At 51.5% G+C, this 20,289-nt stretch carries 1 protein-coding gene; it reads left to right on the forward strand.

Translation table 11 applies throughout. From position 1 onward, the window contains the following. Positions 1–76 precede the first annotated feature (76 nt). Positions 77–20,289 (forward strand): non-ribosomal peptide synthase/polyketide synthase (locus tag G9G54_RS23690; RefSeq protein WP_165179828.1); only part of this gene is annotated, 20,213 nt, incomplete at its 3' end.

A 20,289-nucleotide genomic window follows, 5' to 3' on the forward strand; every position in this document is an offset into this window, starting at 1 on the left:
ACCAGTTCCTTGACAAGGACGGTCATTTATGAGGAGTTACTTTTTACCCACATCTATTTCGCGAGGAGAGATACGTATGACTCAGCACAATGTTCAATTGTTTGCATTAAGCCAACCACAGCAACGTATTTGGTACACGGAGCTTGTGTATCCCAATCGCAACACGTCCACGATTATTACCACTGTTAAAATCAAGGGAACAGTTCGAATAGATGCATTGCAGCAGGCAATGAACCGGGTGATTGCACAAAACGATTCTTTTCGTATCAAAATCACGGCTCGGGACGGCATCCCCTATCAATATGTGGAGCCGTTTGCTGCTCAAAGCATAAAAACGCTTCAGGTTACCCAGGAGGAAGCTGAGCTTTGGGTCAGCCATCATAACGCACAGCCGTTCCCCTTGTTGGATTCGCAGCTGTATCGGTTTGTTATTTTGCGGTTGGGGGCAGAAGACACCTGGTTTAGTTTCAAAATGCACCATATTATTTCGGACGGCGTAACCATGGAGCAGGCCATTAATGAAATTACGGGGCATTATATGAATATTGTGCATGGTACAGGTTCAGATGCGTCGGCTCCAGCGAATTCATATCTCGATTTTATTCAGGTGGAGCAAAGCTATGAGCAATCGGAGCGCTATCAAAAGGACAAGACGTACTGGACGGAGAAATTTGCCGATTTGCCGGAGGTTACAGGTTTAAAATCATACAATCCACTTACGGTGAGTACGGCTGCACGCCGGGAGAACTATACACTGGAGCACGAATTATATCGTGGTGTCACGGCTTTTTGCGAGGCGAATAACATCAGTATTTTTACATTTTTCCTGGCTGCTCTGTATATTTATTTGCATAAAATGACAGGGGAACAGGATTTAACCGTGGGTACATTGTATGCTAACCGTACGTTGAAGAAGGAAAAAAATACAATGGGCATGTTCGTCAGCACTGTGGCTACACGTCTGCGGGTTGAGCCGGAATCCGAGCTACTCACCTTCCTGCAAGGTGTTGGCAAGGAGCAGGCGTCCATTTTGCGGCATCAGCGTTATCCGTACAACAAAATCATGCAGGATTTGCGTGAACAGCAAAGCGGCACGGATATTCGCCGCCTGTTTGGCGTTACCATTCAATACCGTACACTGAGCTTCTCCCGTTTTGATGAAGCCGTTCAGCAGGTGCATACCGATTTCTGCGGAGATACGGTGAGTGACTTCGATATTGCCATGATAGACATGCTGGATGACGATAAACTTGTATTGCAACTGGATTATCGGACCGAGTTGTTCAGCGAGCAGGAGATCGCCCGAATTATTCGCCAATTCCTGAGTGTGGTAGAGCATATGGTGAAAGGGCCACAGAAGCGGATTCAGGAGTTGTCACTGATGAGTGACGAAGAGCGGGCACAAATTATGGATGTATTTAATGCGACAGCAGTGCCCTATCCACACAATGTGGGGATTCATGAGCTATTCGAGGAACAGGCAGAACGTACACCGGATCAGACAGCGGTTATGTTTGGAAATCAGTGTCTGACCTATCGGGAGCTGAATGAGCGGGCGAATTCATTGGCCCGAATGCTTCAAGCACAAGGAGTAGGACCTGACAAACTGGTTGGTCTGATGGTGCAGCGCTCATTGGAAATGATCGTAGGTCTGCTGGCCGTTTTAAAAGCAGGTGGTGCATATGTGCCGATCGATCCCGAATTTCCGTCCTCTCGTATTGAATACATGCTGGAAGACAGCAAGGCCGAAGTGCTTCTGACCAGTCGTGATCTGGCAGAAGAACATCATTACATCGCCAATACCATGTTTCTTGAGGATGCAGCATTGTATCAGGGAGAAAGCGGTAACCTGGAGGCGATTGCCCGCCCAGAGCATCTGGCTTACGTCATCTATACCTCTGGTTCGACTGGAAATCCGAAAGGAGTTATGCTCCAGCATCGCTCGGTACTCAACTTTATTACCGGGATGCGTGAAATCATCGACTTTGAAGCGAACAAAACGATTTTGTCACTGACGACCATTTCATTCGATATTTTCGTATTGGAAACCATCCTGCCCCTGTTGAGCGGAATGACTGTTGTGCTTGGCGACCGCCAGCATCAGGTGAACCCTCAGGCGCTTGGTGAGTTGATTGCTCACCATCATATTGATATGTTGCAAATGACACCATCGCGGCTGCAGATGCTGATGGATCATGAATCAGGTTTCCGCGCGCTGCGAGACGTAAAGGAAATTATGGTCGGGGGTGAAGCCCTTCCGTCCAAGCTGCTCGCAGCACTGCAAGAAATAAACGGTCCCCGCATTTATAACATGTACGGACCTACAGAAACGACGGTTTGGTCGACCGTACAGGAACTGACTCATGCTCAAGACATTAATATCGGACGTCCCATCGCGAATACCCAAATCTATATCATGTATGCGAGTGGGGAATTGCAGCCAGTCGGTGTGCCGGGCGAGTTATGTATTGCAGGGGAAGGACTGGCCCGTGGATATTGGAATCGCGAAGAACTGACGGCCGAGAAATTTGTGGATAATCCGTTTGCCGGAGGCAAAGTCGGGTATGAACGTATGTACCGTACAGGCGATTTGGCGAGATGGACGCTGGACGGCAACATTGAATATTTGGGACGGATGGACCACCAGGTGAAAATCCGGGGCTACCGGATCGAACTGGGCGAGATTGAATCGCAGCTATTGCAGGTGGAATCGGTACGAGAAGCGGTCGTCGTGGCCCATACGGACGAAACGGGTCAAAAACAACTCGTGGCGTACTATGTGGCGAGTCAAGAACTCGGAGCCAGCGAACTGAGAGGTGAGCTGGGGCGGGAGCTACCAAGCTATATGGTGCCGTCGTATTTCATTCAATTGGAGCAGATGCCGCTGACACCGAACGGTAAAATTGATCGTAATTCCTTGCCAGCACCGGAAGGCAGCCTGCAAAGCGGAGCGGATTATGTAGAGCCACGCACTGCAACGGAACGGGCACTCGCAGCCGTCTGGCAGTCAGTCCTGGGCGTGCCAACCGTCGGAATGTTGGACAATTTCTTTGACCTGGGCGGCGATTCGATCAAGGCGATTCAAATCGTATCTCGTGCGTTCCAGGCAGGCTACAAGCTGGACATGAAGGATCTGCTTCGGTATCCAACCGTTGCAGCATTGGCACCGCACATGCACGAGGCAAGTCATATGGCAGATCAGGGAGAAGTGAGTGGGGAAACAGCGTTGCTTCCGATCCAGCACGGGTTCTTTGAACAAGAGCAAGTGGATGCGCATCATTTTAATCAGGCGGTTATGCTGCACCGGGAGCAGGGCTTTGACGAAGCTGCTTTGCGTCAGGCGCTTATCAAGCTGACGGAGCACCACGATGCACTGCGGATGGTGTTCAGGAAGACCGAGCAAGGCTATCAAGCGTGGAACCGCGGAATACAGGAAGGCGAGCTGTATCATCTGGACGTGCTGGACTTTAGAGCTTTGACAGATAAATCCATGCTGAGCGCGACGATTGAGACGAAAGCAACTGAAATTCAAAATAACATGAATCTGTCCGAAGGACCGCTGGTGAAACTGGGTCTGTTCCGTTGCACCGATGGAGACCATTTGTTGGTAGCGATCCACCATTTGGTGGTCGACGGCGTGTCTTGGCGTATTTTGCTGGAAGATTTGGCAACCGGCTATGAGCAATCTTTACGTGGCGAGTCTGTCCGTTTGCCCAATAAGACGGATTCCTTCCGTCTGTGGGCTGATCAGCTGTCAACATATGCGAACAGTTCGGCTTTGGAGAAGGAGCGTGCGTACTGGCAACAGCTGGAGCAAGCGGCAGCTACACAAGCAGCTTTGCCCAAGGATTACACTTGCAAATCCGAGGTCAAGCCTCAGCTACGAGATGACCGCACACTGACCGTGGTATGGACGGTCGAAGAAACAGAGCAATTTTTGAAGCAGGCACACCGGGCCTACAATACGGAAGCGAACGACCTGTTGCTGACAGCACTGGGCACCGCAATTCAGGAGTGGGCAAGTATCCGTCAGGTGCTTGTAAATCTGGAGGGTCACGGACGGGAAGCCATTTTGCCGGATGTGGATATTACGCGTACGGTCGGTTGGTTTACCAGCCAATTCCCGGTTGTACTCGATATGGGCGAGGAACAGAATGTAGGACGGCGTGTCAAGAGCGTCAAGGAAGGACTGCGCCGTTTGCCGCATAAAGGAATTGGATACGGGATTTTGAGATATCTTGCTGACGGGGAAGGGGAAGCCGCTTTTGTCGCCGAGCCGGAAATCAGCTTTAACTATCTTGGACAATTCGATCAGGATTTAAAGAAAAATGGCTTTCGCATGTCTCCTTATTCCATCGGAGCTTCCATTAGTGACACGTTAACCAAGCGGTATGCTCTGGATATCAACGGCATGATCACGGACGGTGCACTGGAACTGACGATCAGCTACAGCAACAAAATGTTCATGAAAAAGTCAATCAAAAAGCTGGCTGATCTGCTTCAGGAGAGCTTGCGTGAGGTATTGGCTCACTGTGTGGAAAAAGAGTTGCCAGAGCTGACGCCAAGCGATTTGTCCTTCCAAGGACTGACGGCTGGAGAGCTGGATCATATTGTAGAGCAGACGGCTGCTGCGGGAGAACTGGAAAATATTTATTCGCTCACACCCATGCAAAAAGGCATCCTGTTCCACGGCTTAATGGAGCCGAAATCCGGGGCGTACTTTGAGCAGGCGACATTTGATCTGCAAGGCAGCTTTCAAGTGGAGGCTTTTGCCGAAAGCTTAAATCAACTGGTGGATCGCCATCAAATATTCAGAACGAATTTTTATAGCGGCTGGAATGAGCAGCCTTTACAGGTGGTGTACCGCCACAAACATGCCGGGTTCCGTTTTGAAGATGTGCGTTCAATCGGACAAGGAGAGCAGGACGCATACATTGCTGATTTTGCTGAGCGTGACAAAGTCGAAGGTTTTAATTTCAGCTCAGGCGAGCTGATGCGGGTGTCTGTTTTGCGTACAGGCGAGGAGTCGTACCGTTTTGTATGGAGCTTCCACCATATTTTGATGGACGGCTGGTGCTTGTTCCTGGTTGTGGGGGAAGCATTTAATACGTACTTTGCCATCCTCGAAGACCGCAAGCCGGAGCTTGTCCCGATAACGCCATACAGCGAATATATTGAATGGCTGGAGCGACAGGACAACGCGGAGGCTGAACGGTTCTGGAGTGATTACTTTGCTGGTTTCGAGCAGCAGACGGTATTGCCGCAGGCAAAACAGCTGGACGGTCACGCTAAAGAATATGAAGCGGACAAACTTTCGTTTACACTGGGCCGCGAAGTGACGGAACGGATGAACAAGCTGGTTAAGCAAAAGCAAGTGACGGTCAACACCCTTCTGCAAGCAGCATGGGGCGTTGTGCTGCAACGGTATAACAACAGTCGGGATGTTGTATTTGGCAGTGTCGTATCCGGCAGATCAGCGGATATTCCGGGCATAGACAAAATGATTGGTTTGTTCATTAATACGGTTCCTGTACGGATTCACAGTGAGAAAGATATTACGTTTGCTGCGTTAATGAAGCAGATACAGGAGCAGGCACTGGCTTCCCGTGCTTATGAAACCTATCCGTTGTATGAAATTCAGGCCCTGACAGAGCAAAAACAGGACCTGGTGAACCATATTATGGTGTTTGAAAACTACCCAGTGGAACAGCGTATGGAGCAAATGGGTAGCCGTGGTGAGAATGGTTTTACAATTACAAATGCTTCCGTATCGGAGCAAACGAACTATGATTTCAACATTACGGTTGTGCCGGGTGATGAAATTCATGTCCATTTAGAGTACAACGCGCGAGTATTGGAACGTACAGCTATAGAGCAAATCCGCGGGCATTTGCTGCATATGATTGAAGAAGCGATTAACAGACCAGATGCGCTGGTAGATGAGCTTGAGTTGGTGACTGCTTCGGAAAAAGCGAAAATCATCGACGGTTTTGGATCAGTGGGCGTATCTGCATGGAGTGATGAAAAGCAATCAGAAGGGTTGTTCCACGCCTATGTGGAAGAACAAGCGCAGCTTGTGCCGGATCACGTGGCAGTTGTATACGAGGAGCGGCAGCTTACGTATCGCGAGCTGAACGAGCGTGGGAACCAACTTGCTCGTAGATTGCGGAATGAAGGCATTGGGCGCGAATCCATTGTTGGTATTTTGAGCGAGCGCTCGGTGGACATGCTGGTCGGCGTATTGGCGGTGTGGAAGGCTGGCGGTGCTTACGTGCCACTGGATGCGGATTATCCGTCCGAACGTATCCGCTTTATGCTGGAGGACAGCGGTGCGACAGTGCTACTGACGCAAACCGGCTTGCAGGAGCGCGCGCAGGCATGGCTGGAGGAAAGCCGATGGGCTTTGGCCGAAGGAAAGGCTGAGGGTGAGCTGGAAACGGCGGTTAGCATTGAAACGATAGAAAGAGACAGCCTTAATGAGGGATTAAGCTTGAAATCAGATTCGTCATCTGATAGCGAAGCAGCATCCGAATCCGCAGCGAACTTGCGTCTGCACACCGTACTGGCGCTGGACGATGAGTCGCTGTACATCGGGGATGCCACGGATGTGGAACCTATCAATGAGCCGCAGGATCTGGCGTATGTGATCTATACGTCCGGTACAACGGGACGCCCGAAAGGGGTCATGATCGAGCATCACAGTTTGGTAAACACAGCCGCGGCCTACCGCCGGGATTACCGTTTGAACCAGTTCCCGGTACGATTGCTGCAACTGGCAAGTTTCTCCTTCGACGTGTTCGTCGGCGATATTGCGCGGGCGCTCTATAACGGTGGCACGATGGTCATCTGTCCGAAAGACGATCGGATTGACCCAAGCCGTCTATATGGCTGGATTCACGACTATCAGATTACGGTGTTCGAATCGACCCCGGCCCTGATCGTACCGTTCATGCAGCATGTACATGAACAGGGACTGGACATGAGCAGTCTGGAACTGCTGATCACCAGCTCGGATAGCTGCAGCGTGACGGATTATCGGGTGCTGCAAGAACGGTTTGGCGCGGATGTTCGCATTATGAACAGCTACGGCGTCACGGAAGCGGCGATCGACTCCAGCTTCTACGACGAAGAACTGTCGAAGCTGCCGAGTAGCGGCAATGTACCGATTGGTCAGGCGTGGCTGAACGCACGGTTTTACATCTTGGACAGCCAGTTGAATCCGGTGCCGATCGGCGTGCTGGGCGAGCTGTGCATTGGCGGTGCCGGGGTGGCACGAGGCTACTTGAATCGTGCGGACCTGACCGCCGAGAAATTCGTGGTCAATCCGTTCGTACCGGGTGAACGATTGTACCGCACAGGTGACTTGGCGCGGTGGATGCCGGACGGCAATGTGGACTTTATCGGCCGGATGGATTATCAAGTGAAAATCCGGGGTTACCGGATCGAGCTGGGCGAGATTGAAACGGCGATCCAGCGGGTGCCGGGTGTGCGTCAAGCGGTAGTCATCGACCGGACGGATGAGCGTGGACACAAGTACTTGTGCGGGTACATCACGGGAGAAACCGAGCTGCAGATCGAGGAGGTACAGGCCGAGCTGGAAGCAGGACTGCCAGCACATATGGTACCTGCACGCTTGATGCGTCTGGAGACCTTACCACTGACCCACAATGGAAAAATCGACCGCAAGGCCTTACCGGAACCGGAAGGAAGCATCCATACCGGTGCAGCCTATGTGGCTCCACGTACTGCGGTAGAACAGGTTTTAGCTTCAGTGTGGGCCGGGGTGCTGGGTGTCGAAACGGTAGGCACGCAGGATAACTTCTTTGAACTGGGCGGCGATTCGATCAAAGCGCTGCAAGTATCCTCCCGATTGCTGCAAGCAGGTTATCGACTGGACATGAAAGACCTCTTCAGCAATCCGACGGTAGAGTTACTCAGTCCTTTACTTCGTACTGATGGCAAGATGGCCAGTCAGGAAGAAGTCGTAGGCCAGGTGGAATTGACACCCATTCAGCGGTGGTTCTTCGAGCAGCGGCCGGTTGATCTGCACCACAGCAACCAGGCGATGATGCTGTATCGAGCTGGGCGCTTTGACATCGACGCGCTGCGCCGTACGATGGACCGTATTGTCCAGCATCATGACGCATTGCGCACTGTATTCCGTGAAACGGAGCAGGATTATGTCGCTTGGAACCGCAGTGTAGAGGAAGGCGAGCCATACACGCTGGACATTGTAGATTTTAGAGGAATAGAGGACGAATCTGTCGCTATAGAAGCCAAGGCGAGCGAAATTCAAGCGAGCATTCATTTGAGCGAGGGTCCGCTTGTGAAGCTTGGTCTGTTCCACTGCGCTGAGGGCGATCATTTGCTAATCGTCATTCATCATTTGGTTGTGGACGGTGTATCGTGGCGTATTTTGCTGGAGGATTTGGCATCCGGTTATGAGCAGGCTGTTGCAGGTAAAACAGGCACAGCTATTCGACTGCCGCATAAAACAGATTCTTTCCAGGTATGGGCCAAGCAGCTGTCAGCCTACGCGAATCGTGCGACGATGGAGCGGGAGCTAGCCTACTGGCAGCATATCGAACAAGCAGAAGCAAGCTTTGTGAAGCCTTTGCCGAAGGATTTTGCCAATGACAATGCTCTGCTTGGAGACAGCGAGGTAGTGACAGTCAGCTGGACGAAGCAGGAAACCGAGCAGCTGCTCAAACAAGCTCATCGCGCGTACAACACGGAAATGAATGACCTGCTGCTGGCCGCACTCGGCAAAGCCGTGTATGAATGGTCTGGTTCCGAACGGGTGCTGGTTAACTTGGAAGGCCACGGACGGGAAGCCGTTGTACCCGACGTGGATATTACGCGCACAGTCGGTTGGTTTACGAGCCAATTTCCGGTTGTACTGGATGGAAGTCTGGGACAAGGTGGAAATACCGCTCGGCTGATTAAACGGGTCAAGGAAGGGCTGCGTCATATTCCGCAAAAAGGCATCGGTTATGGTATTTTACGATACCTGTCAGATATGAATGTTCTGGAGAAAGCAGGCGTGCAGTTAAAGACTCAGCCTGAGATCAGTTTTAACTATCTGGGCCAATTCGATCAGGATTATAAAGGTAACGATCTACAGCCTTCCTCCTATTCCATTGGTGTGCCTGTTAGCACGAACGCGGCTATGGATTTTGCACTAGATATCAATGGATTAATCGAGGATGGCGAGCTGATGTTCACTATTCGCTACGGCACAACGCAGTTCCGGCACGAAACGATTGCACGGCTGGGAGAACTACTGGCATCCGGCTTGCGTGAGGTGATTAGCCATTGCATTGCGCAGGAAAGAACGGTGTTGACCCCAAGTGATGTCTTGTTAAAACATGTAACGCTGGACGAGCTGGAGCAATTGGTGAAAGATACACAAGATATGGGTGAACTAGAAAATGTGTATGCTTTGACGCCGATGCAAAAGGGCATGCTCTTCTTCAGTCTAATGGATGAGAGTTCGGCAGCTTATTTTGAGCAGGCAACCTTTGAATGGAATGGACGTTTTGATGTGGTTGCTTTCAGCAAAAGCTTTGATTTGCTCGTACAGCGTCATGAGGCGTTACGGACGAACTTTATCAGTTCATGGAAGGATGAACCTGTGCAGGTCGTCTTCCGTAATCGTAGCGGGCAATTATATTATGAAGACTTGCGCGGACTAGAAAAGGAGGAACGAGAAGCTTGTGTTGAAGCTTTTGTCATCGAGGATAAAGCGAAAGGATTCAATCTTGCAGAGGATGCACTCATTCGTGTCTCCATTTTGCAAACCGGGGATGATACGTACCACTTTGTTTGGAGCTTCCATCACATTTTGATGGATGGCTGGTGCTTGTCCTTTATGACACAGGAGGTATTCGGTAGCTATCTGGCACTGCGTGCGGGTCATGAGCCAACGCTGGAGCCTGTCACGCCGTTTAGTCGATTTATTGAATGGTTGGAGCGTCAGGACCGTGAGGCAGCCTTGCAATACTGGCGTGGGTATCTGGCGGACTACGAGCAGCAAATTACGCTTCCTCAGCAAAAAACACAGCCTAAATCGATGCACACCGGGGAATATGTTGCTGAAGATCTGGATTGCGAATTCCAGCCGGAGCTGGTTGCTCAGATCGAACAAGTGGCGAAGCAAAATCAGGTGACGATCAATACGCTGATTCAGACGGTATGGGGCGTCTTGTTGCAAAAATATAATAATAGTTCGGATGTTGTGTTCGGCAGCGTTGTGTCCGGTCGCCCAGGGGATATTCCAGGTGTGGAGCACATGATCGGGCTATTCATTAACACGATTCCAGTGCGCGTGCAGTCTGAACAAGGTGAAACCTTTGTCGAGCTGATGAAACGAACACAGCGGCAGGCGCTGGCTTCCAATGCCTACGATGCGTTCCCGCTGTATGAAATTCAAGCACTGACCGAGCAGAAACAGGATTTAATCAATCATATTATGATATTTGAAAATTATCCGGTGGAGCAGCAGGTAGAGCAGTTGGGCAGTGATGGACAGGATAAATTTACGATTTCGAACGTGGTGTCTACAGAGGAAACCAACTATGATCTGAACGTCGTCGTTATGCCGGGTGAAGGCATCAAGATTCGTTTTATGTATAACACGCTCAGCTTTGATCAAGCAGGTATTGAGCGTCTGTATGGGCATTTTGCACGCCTGCTGGAGCAAATTTCGCTCAATCCGCATGTTCGTGTTGAAGAACTGGAACTACTCACAGCGGCGGAAAAGCAGCAGATTACAGCGGCATTTAATGATACCGCTTGTGCTTTTCCGTCTCATCAGACGATCCATCAGCTGTTCGAGGAGCAGGTAGAATATACGCCAGATCAGGTGGCATTGGTATTTGGACATCAGAGTCTGACTTATCGGGAACTGAATGAACGGGCAAATTCATTGGCCCGAATGCTTCAAGCACAAGGAGTAGGACCTGACAAACTGGTCGGTCTGATGGTACAGCGTTCAGTGGAAATGATCGTAGGTCTCCTGGCTGTTCTAAAAGCAGGTGGTGCTTATGTGCCGATTGATCCCGAATTTCCGTCCTCTCGTATTGCCTACATGCTGGAAGATAGCGAGGCCACAGTGCTTCTGACCAGTCGTGATCTGTTGGAAGAGCATCATTGCAACGCCAATGCAATATTTCTTGAGGATGCAGCCTTGTATCAGGGAGAGAGCAGCAATCTGGAGGCGATTGCCCGCCCAGAGCATTTGGCTTATGTCATCTATACGTCTGGTTCGACTGGAAATCCGAAAGGAGTTATGCTCCAGCATCGCTCGGTCCTCAACTTTATTACCGGGATGCGTGAAGTCATTGACTTTGAAGCGAGCCAAACCATTTTGTCACTGACGACTATTTCATTTGATATTTTCGTCTTGGAAACCATCTTGCCCTTGTTGGGTGGAATGACGGTGGTGCTTGGCGACAGCCAGCATCAGGTGAATCCGCAGGCGCTGGGTGAATTGATTGCACATCATCATATTGAGATGTTGCAAATGACCCCATCCCGGTTACAAATGCTGCTGGGTCATGAAGCAGGTTCCCGCACACTGCAAAGCGTGAAGGCCATTATGGTCGGGGGCGAAGCCCTTCCGTCCAAGCTGCTCGCAGCACTGCAAGAAATAAAAGGTCCTCGCATTTATAACATGTACGGACCTACAGAAACGACGGTGTGGTCGACCGTGCAGGAACTGACCCATGCGGAGCACATTAATATTGGACGTCCTATTGCGAATACCCAAATCTATATCATGAATGCGAATGGAGAATTGCAGCCCGTCGGCGTACCGGGTGAGTTATGTATTGCAGGGGAAGGATTGGCCCGTGGGTATTGGAAACGTGAAGAACTGACGGCCGAGAAATTTGTGAATAATCCGTTTGCTGATGACAAGTCAGACCATGAGCGGATGTATCGTACAGGCGATTTGGCAAGATGGATGCCGGACGGCAACATTGAATATTTGGGTCGGATGGACCATCAGGTGAAAATCAGAGGTTACCGGATCGAACTGGGCGAGATCGAATCGCAGCTGCTGCAGGTGGAATCGGTACAAGAAGCGGTCATCATGGCACGTACGGACGAAACGGGCCAAACACAGCTCGTGGCGTACTACGTGGCGAGTCAAGAGCTTGGAGCGGGTGAACTGAGACAGGAGCTGGGACAAGAGCTGCCAAGCTATATGGTGCCGTCGTATTTCATCTGGTTGGAGCAGATGCCGCTGACACCGAACGGTAAAATCGACCGCAAGTCCCTGCCAGCACCAGAAGGCGGTTTGCACAGCGGAGCGGATTATGCAGCGCCACGTACTGTAACAGAACGAACACTCGTAGCGATCTGGCAGTCCGTCCTGGGCGTGCCAACCGTCGGTATTTTAGACAATTTCTTTGACCTGGGCGGCGATTCGATCAAGGCGATTCAAATCGTGTCCCGTGCGTTCCAGGCAGGCTACAAGCTGGACATGAAGGATTTGTTCCGCTATCCCATCGTCGCAACGCTGGCACCGCATATGCACGAGGTCAGTCGTATGGCAGATCAGGGAGAAGTGAGCGGAGAAACGGCGTTGCTTCCGATCCAGCATGGGTTCTTTGCGCAGGCCCAAGTGGATGCGCATCACTTTAATCAGGCGGTTATGCTGCACCGGGAGCAGGGCTTTGACGAAGCTGCTCTGCGTCAGGCGCTTGGCAAACTAGCAGAGCACCATGATGCTCTGCGGATGGTGTTCAGCAAGACCGAGCAAGGCTATAAAGCATGGAACCGCGGAATACAGGAAGGCGAGCTGTATCATCTGGACGTGCTGGACTTTAGGGATTTGACGGATAAAGCCATGCTCAGCGCGGTAATTGAGGCGAAAGCCAATGAAATTCAAAGCAGCATCCAACTGCAAGAAGGACCGCTGTTAAAGGCGGGTTTGTTCCACTGTGCAGATGGGGACCATCTCCTGATGGCGATTCACCATTTGGTCGTGGACGGGGTATCCTGGCGTATCTTGTTTGAGGATTTGGCTACTGCCTATGAACAGGCTGTTCATCAGGAAGTGCTTCAGCTGCCGGACAAAACGGATTCCTTCCGTTCCTGGTCTGGGCGACTCTCCACCTATGCGAATAGCACAGCCATGGACAGTGAACACGCCTATTGGGAGCAATGGAACGCAGCCGCTTGGGCTGACCAAGTACGTTTACCTGAGGATCAAGCGCAGGCTGAGCCCTTTACCTTGGCTGACACGGATACAGTGGTCGTCCAGCTTACGGAGGAAGAGACATCAAAATTATTGAAGCAAGCACACCGCGCATATAACACGGAAGTGAACGATCTGCTTCTGACGGCACTGGGCATGATGCTGTACACGTGGACGGGTCATGAACGCAGTCTGATTAATTTAGAGGGACACGGGCGTGAGAACACTTTGCCGGATACGGACATTTCTCGTACGGTAGGCTGGTTTACGAGTCCATATCCGGTATTGCTGGACGTTGGTTGTGATCCCGCTTGGTCAGAACGTATCAAACAGGTCAAAGAGAGTCTGCGCCATATTCCGAATAAAGGAATGGGCTACGGAATCTGGAGATATTTGAGTGAATCCAGCCAAGTCGCCAGTCAGCAAGCAAATACACTGAATCCTGGTCAACAGCAAGCTTTTGCCGAGCCACAAGTAAGCTTTAACTATCTCGGACAGCTGGATCAGGACTTGCCAAACAGCGGTATGCGTAGGTCTCCTTACTCAATTGGATCGGTCGTTAGTGACCGGACGAAGATGAAATATGCGCTCGATGTGAGCGGGATCGTAACGAACGGCATCCTGGAACTGGACATTCGGTATAACGGCAAAGCCTTCCGTAAGGACACCGTCCACATGCTAGCCAATCTGCTGAAATCCAATCTGCTTGAAATGATCGAGCATTGTGTCACACGGGAGCGGACCGAATTGACTCCAAGTGATGTGCTGTTTAAAGGTCTGACAATGGAGCAATTAGATACGATTAAGGAGCAGACCAAGACGGTTGGGGAATTGGAAAATGTGTACCCGTTGACCCCTATGCAAAAGGGGATGCTGTTCCATAGTTTGATGAATGCAGAAACAGGCGTGTATTTTGAGCAGGCAACCTTTGATCTAGAGGGCCACTTTGAACCATCCCTATTCGAGGAAAGTTTGAAGCTGCTGGTTAGCCGGCATGCTATATTACGGACGAATTTCTACAGCGGCTGGTATGGTCAACCGTTGCAGATTGTCTATCGTCATAAAAATCCGAGCTTCCGTTATGAGGATGTCAGAGGGCGTGAACACGCTGTAGCTGAATTTGTGGCTCAGGATAAAGCTCGAGGCTTTGATCTAAGCAAGGATGCGCTTATGCGCGTATCCGTCTTCCGCACGGGTGAAAGCTCATACCGTTTTGTATGGAGCTTCCATCATATTGTGATGGACGGATGGTGCCTGTCCCTGATGACGGACGAAGTGTTTGGTGCATATGTTGCCCTGCTGGAGCACAAGCAGCCAGAGCTGGCACCTGTCAAGCCGTATAGTGACTATATCGAATGGTTGGAACATCAGGATGCACAGGAAGCGACCCGTTATTGGAGTGACTATTTGGCAGGTTTTGAGCAGCAAACCTTGTTGCCTGGTGAGAACGCACAAGCTTCTGTCGTCGCACGCAATGAAGAACCAGACGGAAGCGATGAAAGTTCAAATGCCGGCTATGTTTCGGAAAAGCTGCCCTTTAGGTTGGGTAAAGAACGGACTGCGGCATTAAACCAAATGGCCAAGCAACAACATGTCACGATTAACACATTGCTGCAAAGCGTGTGGGGCGTTATTTTACAGCAATACAATAATAATCAGGATGTTGTGTTTGGTGGTGTGGTATCCGGTCGTCCGGCAGACCTTCCAGGCGTGGAGAACATGATCGGATTGTTTATCAACACGATTCCAGTACGCATTGGCAGTGCACCGGATGCTACATTTGCTGAAGTATTGCAGCGCACCCAGGAACAGGCTTTGGCCTCCAGTGTCTATGATACGTTCCCGCTATACGATATCCAGGCACTGACTGAACAAAAACAAGACCTGATTCATCACATTATGGTCTTTGAAAACTACCCGATCGGGCAACAGATGAAGCAGATGGGCGGTTCCGGCGAGACAAAGGCACAAACAGGCTTCTCGATTGCCAATGTGGAACTTGCCGAGCAAACCAACTACGATTTTAACCTGATTGTCGTGCCTGATGAGGATATCTCTATCCTGCTTGAATACAATGCGCTCGTGTATAGCCGGTCTGCCATGCAGCGTATCCAGGGCCATATCGACCATGTCATCGGACAAATTGTGGACAATCCGAATATCCGAGTGAATGAGCTGGAATTGGTAACACCGGAAGAACAGGCACAGCTCGTTCAGGTCTGGGGGGATACAGCGGCAGCCTATCCGCAGGATCAAACGCTAAGTGCACTGTTCGAGCAGCAGGCAGCGAAAACACCGGATCAGGTGGCAGTATTGTGCGGAGCGGAATCGTTGACCTACGCTGAGCTGAATGAGCGTGCCAACCGTCTCGGACGTACTTTGCGTGCAGAAGGCGTCCAACCTGATCAGCCCGTGGGCATTTTGGTTCAGCGTTCGCTGGACATGATCGTAGGCATTTATGCGATCCTCAAGGCAGGCGGAGCTTATGTACCCATCGATCCGGACTATCCAGCGGACCGCATCCGCTTTATGCTGAAGGATTCGGGTGCGAAGCTGATACTGACGCAGTCGCATCTGGCAGAGCAAGCATCGCTGAGTTTCAACGGCCAGGTGCTGGTGTTGGATCGCGAGGACATTTACCACAAAGACGGCTCGAATTTGGAGCCACTGGCCGGGCCACACCATGTAGCCTATGTCATCTATACCTCTGGCTCCACCGGGAAACCGAAGGGCGTGATGGTGGAGCACCATTCTGTGCTGAACCGGATTTTGTGGATGCATGATCGATACGGCTTGAGTGCAGAAGACACAATCCTGCAAAAGACCGCCTTCACGTTCGACGTATCGGTGTGGGAGCTGTTCTGGTGGTCGCTGGTCGGCTCGAAGGTGAGCTTGCTGTCGGTAGGCGGGGAAAAGAACCCGGAAGACATCGTCGACACGATTGCCCGCGATGGCGTGAGCACGATGCACTTTGTACCTGCGATGCTGCATGCGTTCCTGGAGTACGTGGAGCAGCAGCCACGGGAAGTGATGCAAACGAAGCTGGGCACGCTGCGCCACGTATTTGCCAGCGGCGAAGCGTTGCCGCCACAGCATGTGGCCCGGTTCCAGCGGCTGGTGTCGAGCTTGGCCGGAGCGAAGCTGGTTAATCTCTACGGCCCGACCGAAGCGACGGTGGACGTATCGTACTTCGATTGCGAGCCGGATGAGGAATATGGAGTTATTCCGATCGGGAAGCCGATTCAGAATATTCGTCTGTACATCGTGAAGGAAGGTACGGAGCAATTGCAGCCGATTGGGGTTGCAGGTGAGCTGTGCATCGGCGGTGTAGGTGTAGCCCGCGGCTATCTGAATCGTCCAGAGCTGACGGCCGACAAATTCGTAGCCGACCCGTTTACAGGCGGGGAAGCAGGCTATGAACGGATGTACCGCACAGGCGATTTGGCGAGATGGATGCCGGACGGCAACATTGAATATCTGGGCCGGATCGACCATCAGGTGAAAATCCGCGGGTACCGGATTGAGCTGGGCGAGGTCGAATCGCAGCTGCTCCAAGTGGAATCGGTACGCGAAGCGGTGGTGCTGGCGCGTGCGGATGAGACGGGACAAAAACAAATGGTGGCCTACTATGTTGCTGGACAAGAGATAGGAGCCAGCGAGCTGAGAAGTGAGCTGGGCCGAGAGCTACCAAGCTACATGGTACCATCGTACTTTGTACAGCTGGAGCAGATGCCGCTGAGTCCGAATGGCAAAATTGACCGCAAGGCCCTGCCAGCACCAGAAGGCAGTCTGCAATTCGGAACGGATTATGCAGAGCCGCGTACCGCGCCAGAACGCGCCCTAGTATCTTTCTGGCAGTCGGTACTGGGACTGCAGACTGTCGGTATTTTGGACAATTTCTTCGATCTGGGCGGCGATTCGATCAAGGCGATCCAAATCGCATCCCGTGCGTTCCAGGCCGGTTATAAGCTGGACATGAAGGATTTGTTCCAGTATCCAACGGTTGCAGCACTGGCACCGCATATGCATGAGGTCAGTCGTATGGCAGATCAAGGAGAAGTAAGCGGGAAAACCGCTTTGCTTCCGATCCAGCATTGGTTCTTTGCGCAGGAGCGCGAGCGTCCGCAGCACTTTAATCAGGCGGTCATGCTCTATCGTGCCGAGGGCTTTGATGAGACGGCGGTTTGCCAAGTCATGGATCACATCGTGAAGCATCATGATGCGCTTCGTACGGTTTTCCATCAGGATTCCTCTGGTTATATGGCTTGGACACGCGGCGTAGATGAAGGCGCGTTGTATACGCTGGAAACCGCAAACTACCGTGAACAAGCATCCTATGCGGAAGCGCTGGAAGCGAAGGCAAATGAAATTCAAAGCAGCATTCACCTGTCCGAAGGGCCTCTGGTCAAGCTGGGATTGTTCCGCACAGCCGAGGGCGATCATTTGCTCATAGCCATTCACCATTTGGTGGTGGACGGGGTATCGTGGCGAATTCTGTTTGAAGATTTCTCGACAGGTTACGAGCAGGCGATCAAGGGCGAGCCTGTACGATTGCCCTATAAAACAGATTCCTTCCAAACATGGGCACGGGAGTTGTCGTCTTACGCCAACCGTCCAGAGGCTGCATCGGATGAAGCCTACTGGCAGCAGCTGGAACAGGCCAAAGCGAAAGCGGCAGCGCTGCCTAAGGATTTCGCCTACGAGGGCTCCTTGAATGCAGACAGCGAAGTGTTGACGGTGGAGTGGACCGAGGCTGAAACGGAGCAACTGCTAAAGCAGGCCCATCGTGCCTATAACACCGAGGTCAATGATTTGCTGTTGACCGCGTTAGGATTGGCGATGCACAACTGGACAGGCGCCGGACAGGTGCTGGTGAATCTGGAGGGACATGGCCGGGAAGCAATCCTGCCAGAGGTGGATATTACACGTACAGTAGGCTGGTTTACGAGCTTGTATCCGGTGCTGCTGGACACAGATGTCAACCTGACGCTGGCCCAGCGGATTAAAGAAACGAAGGAAGGTCTGCGCCGCATTCCGCATAAAGGGCTGACCTATGGCACATGGCGCTACTTATCTCCTGCGTCTGCATCAGGTGAAGCGCATGCGATTGCAGTAGAACCGGAAATCAGCTTTAACTATTTGGGGCAGGTCGATCAGGATGTGCAAAACAGTGGAATCACATGGTCATCCTATAGCGCAGGGGAGACAGAGGATGCCCATTCACCGCTGCAATATACGCTGGATTTGAACGCGATGATCTCGGAAGGCACGCTGCGCTTGACGATCGCTTACAGCCGTAAGCAGTATCGCCAAGAAACGCTGGAACGTGTGGCAGGACTGCTGCAATCCGCTTTGCAAGAGGTGATTACGCATTGTGTCGCTCAGGAACAGCCGGAGCTGACACCGAGTGATGTGTCCTTCAAAGGTCTGACGACTGGAGAACTGGAACAAATTGCGGAACAGGCGGCACATACCGGTGAGCTGGAAAATGTATACGCGCTGACGCCGATGCAAAAGGGCATGCTCTTTTACAATCTGATGGATTCGCAATCGGGAGCATATTTTGAGCAGGCATCTTTTGATCTGCAAGGACATTTCAATATCGCTGCGTTTGCGGCAAGTTTGGATGTATTGGTGCAGCGGCATACGGTACTGCGCACGAACTTTTACAGTGGCTGGAAAGATGAACCACTTCAGGTCGTGTATCGGAATAAGCGCAGTGAATTATATGTTGAGGACCTACGGGATGTGGAGGAAGAGAAGCAAAACGAATACATCCTTGAATATACGCGCAAAGACAAGCAAAGAGGCTTTGATCTGGCGCAAGATGCTTTGATGCGTGTGGCCGTTTTGCGCACAGGTGAGGATGCATACCGTTTTGTATGGAGCTTCCATCATATCGTGATGGACGGCTGGTGCTTGTCGCTGGTGACAGGCGAAGTGTTTGCGAGTTATTTTGCGATACTGGCTCATAAGCAGCCTGAACTGGCCCCTGTAACGCCGTACAGTCAATATATCGAATGGTTGGAACAGCAGGATCGTCAGGCCGCATCAAGTTACTGGAGCAAGGTTCTGGAAGGATATGAGGAACAGTCCCGCCTGCCACAGGCTAAAATTCAGGGCAAAACGGAATATCAGGCAGAGCGTTTGGATTTCGACTTGGGCACGGATCTAACGGCTGGCATTCAGCGCGTAGCCAAGCGTTATCAGGTAACGATCAATACGTTGATGCAGACCGTTTGGGGCCTGTTGCTGCAAAAGTATAATGGCACAGATGATGTAGTGTTTGGCAGCGTGGTATCTGGACGTCCGGCAGACATTCCGAATGTGGAGCACATCATTGGTCTGTTTATCAATACCATTCCTGTGCGTATCCGCAGTCAAGTGGACAGCTTATTCTCAGACGTGATGAAGCAAACCCAAGAGCAATCGATTGCTTCCCATGCCTATGATACGTACCCGTTGTATGAAATTCAGGGGCTGTCGGAGCTTAAGCAGGATTTGATCAATCATATTCTTATTTTTGAGAACTATCCGGTAGAGGAACAATTGGAGCAATTAGGCAACGGTGATGAGTCCAGCTTCAGCATCACCGGAGCCGAGTCTGTCGAGCAGACCAACTATGACTTTAACCTGGTGGTACTGCCGGGGAACACCATTCATATGAGCTTTGGGTATAATGCGCTGGCCTTTGAACGGGAAAGTGTAGAGCAAATTCGAGGTCATCTGGTGCAGTTGCTGGAGCAGGTGACAGCGAAGCCGGACATTCGCGTACATGAGCTGGATATGGTAACCACGCGGGAACGTGAGCAAATCGTTGAGGCTTGGGGTAATACTGCGGCAGCATATCCAAGCGAGCAAACGATCCATGGCTTGTTCGAGGCGCAAACCGCGCGGACGCCGGAGCAGACAGCACTGTTCTTCGAAGGAGAGCAGTTGACCTATCGCGAGCTGAATGCACGCGCCAATCGATTAGCTCGTACCTTGCGTAGTCAAGGCGTGACGAAAGATCGTCTGGTGGGTCTGATGACCGAGCGCTCGGTGGACATGATCGTGGGGATCTTTGGGATTTTAAAAGCCGGGGG

Origin of the sequence: Paenibacillus sp. EKM212P, assembly GCF_011066115.1 — a bacterium.
Taxonomy (GTDB): Bacteria; Bacillota; Bacilli; order Paenibacillales; family Paenibacillaceae; genus Paenibacillus; species Paenibacillus polymyxa_B.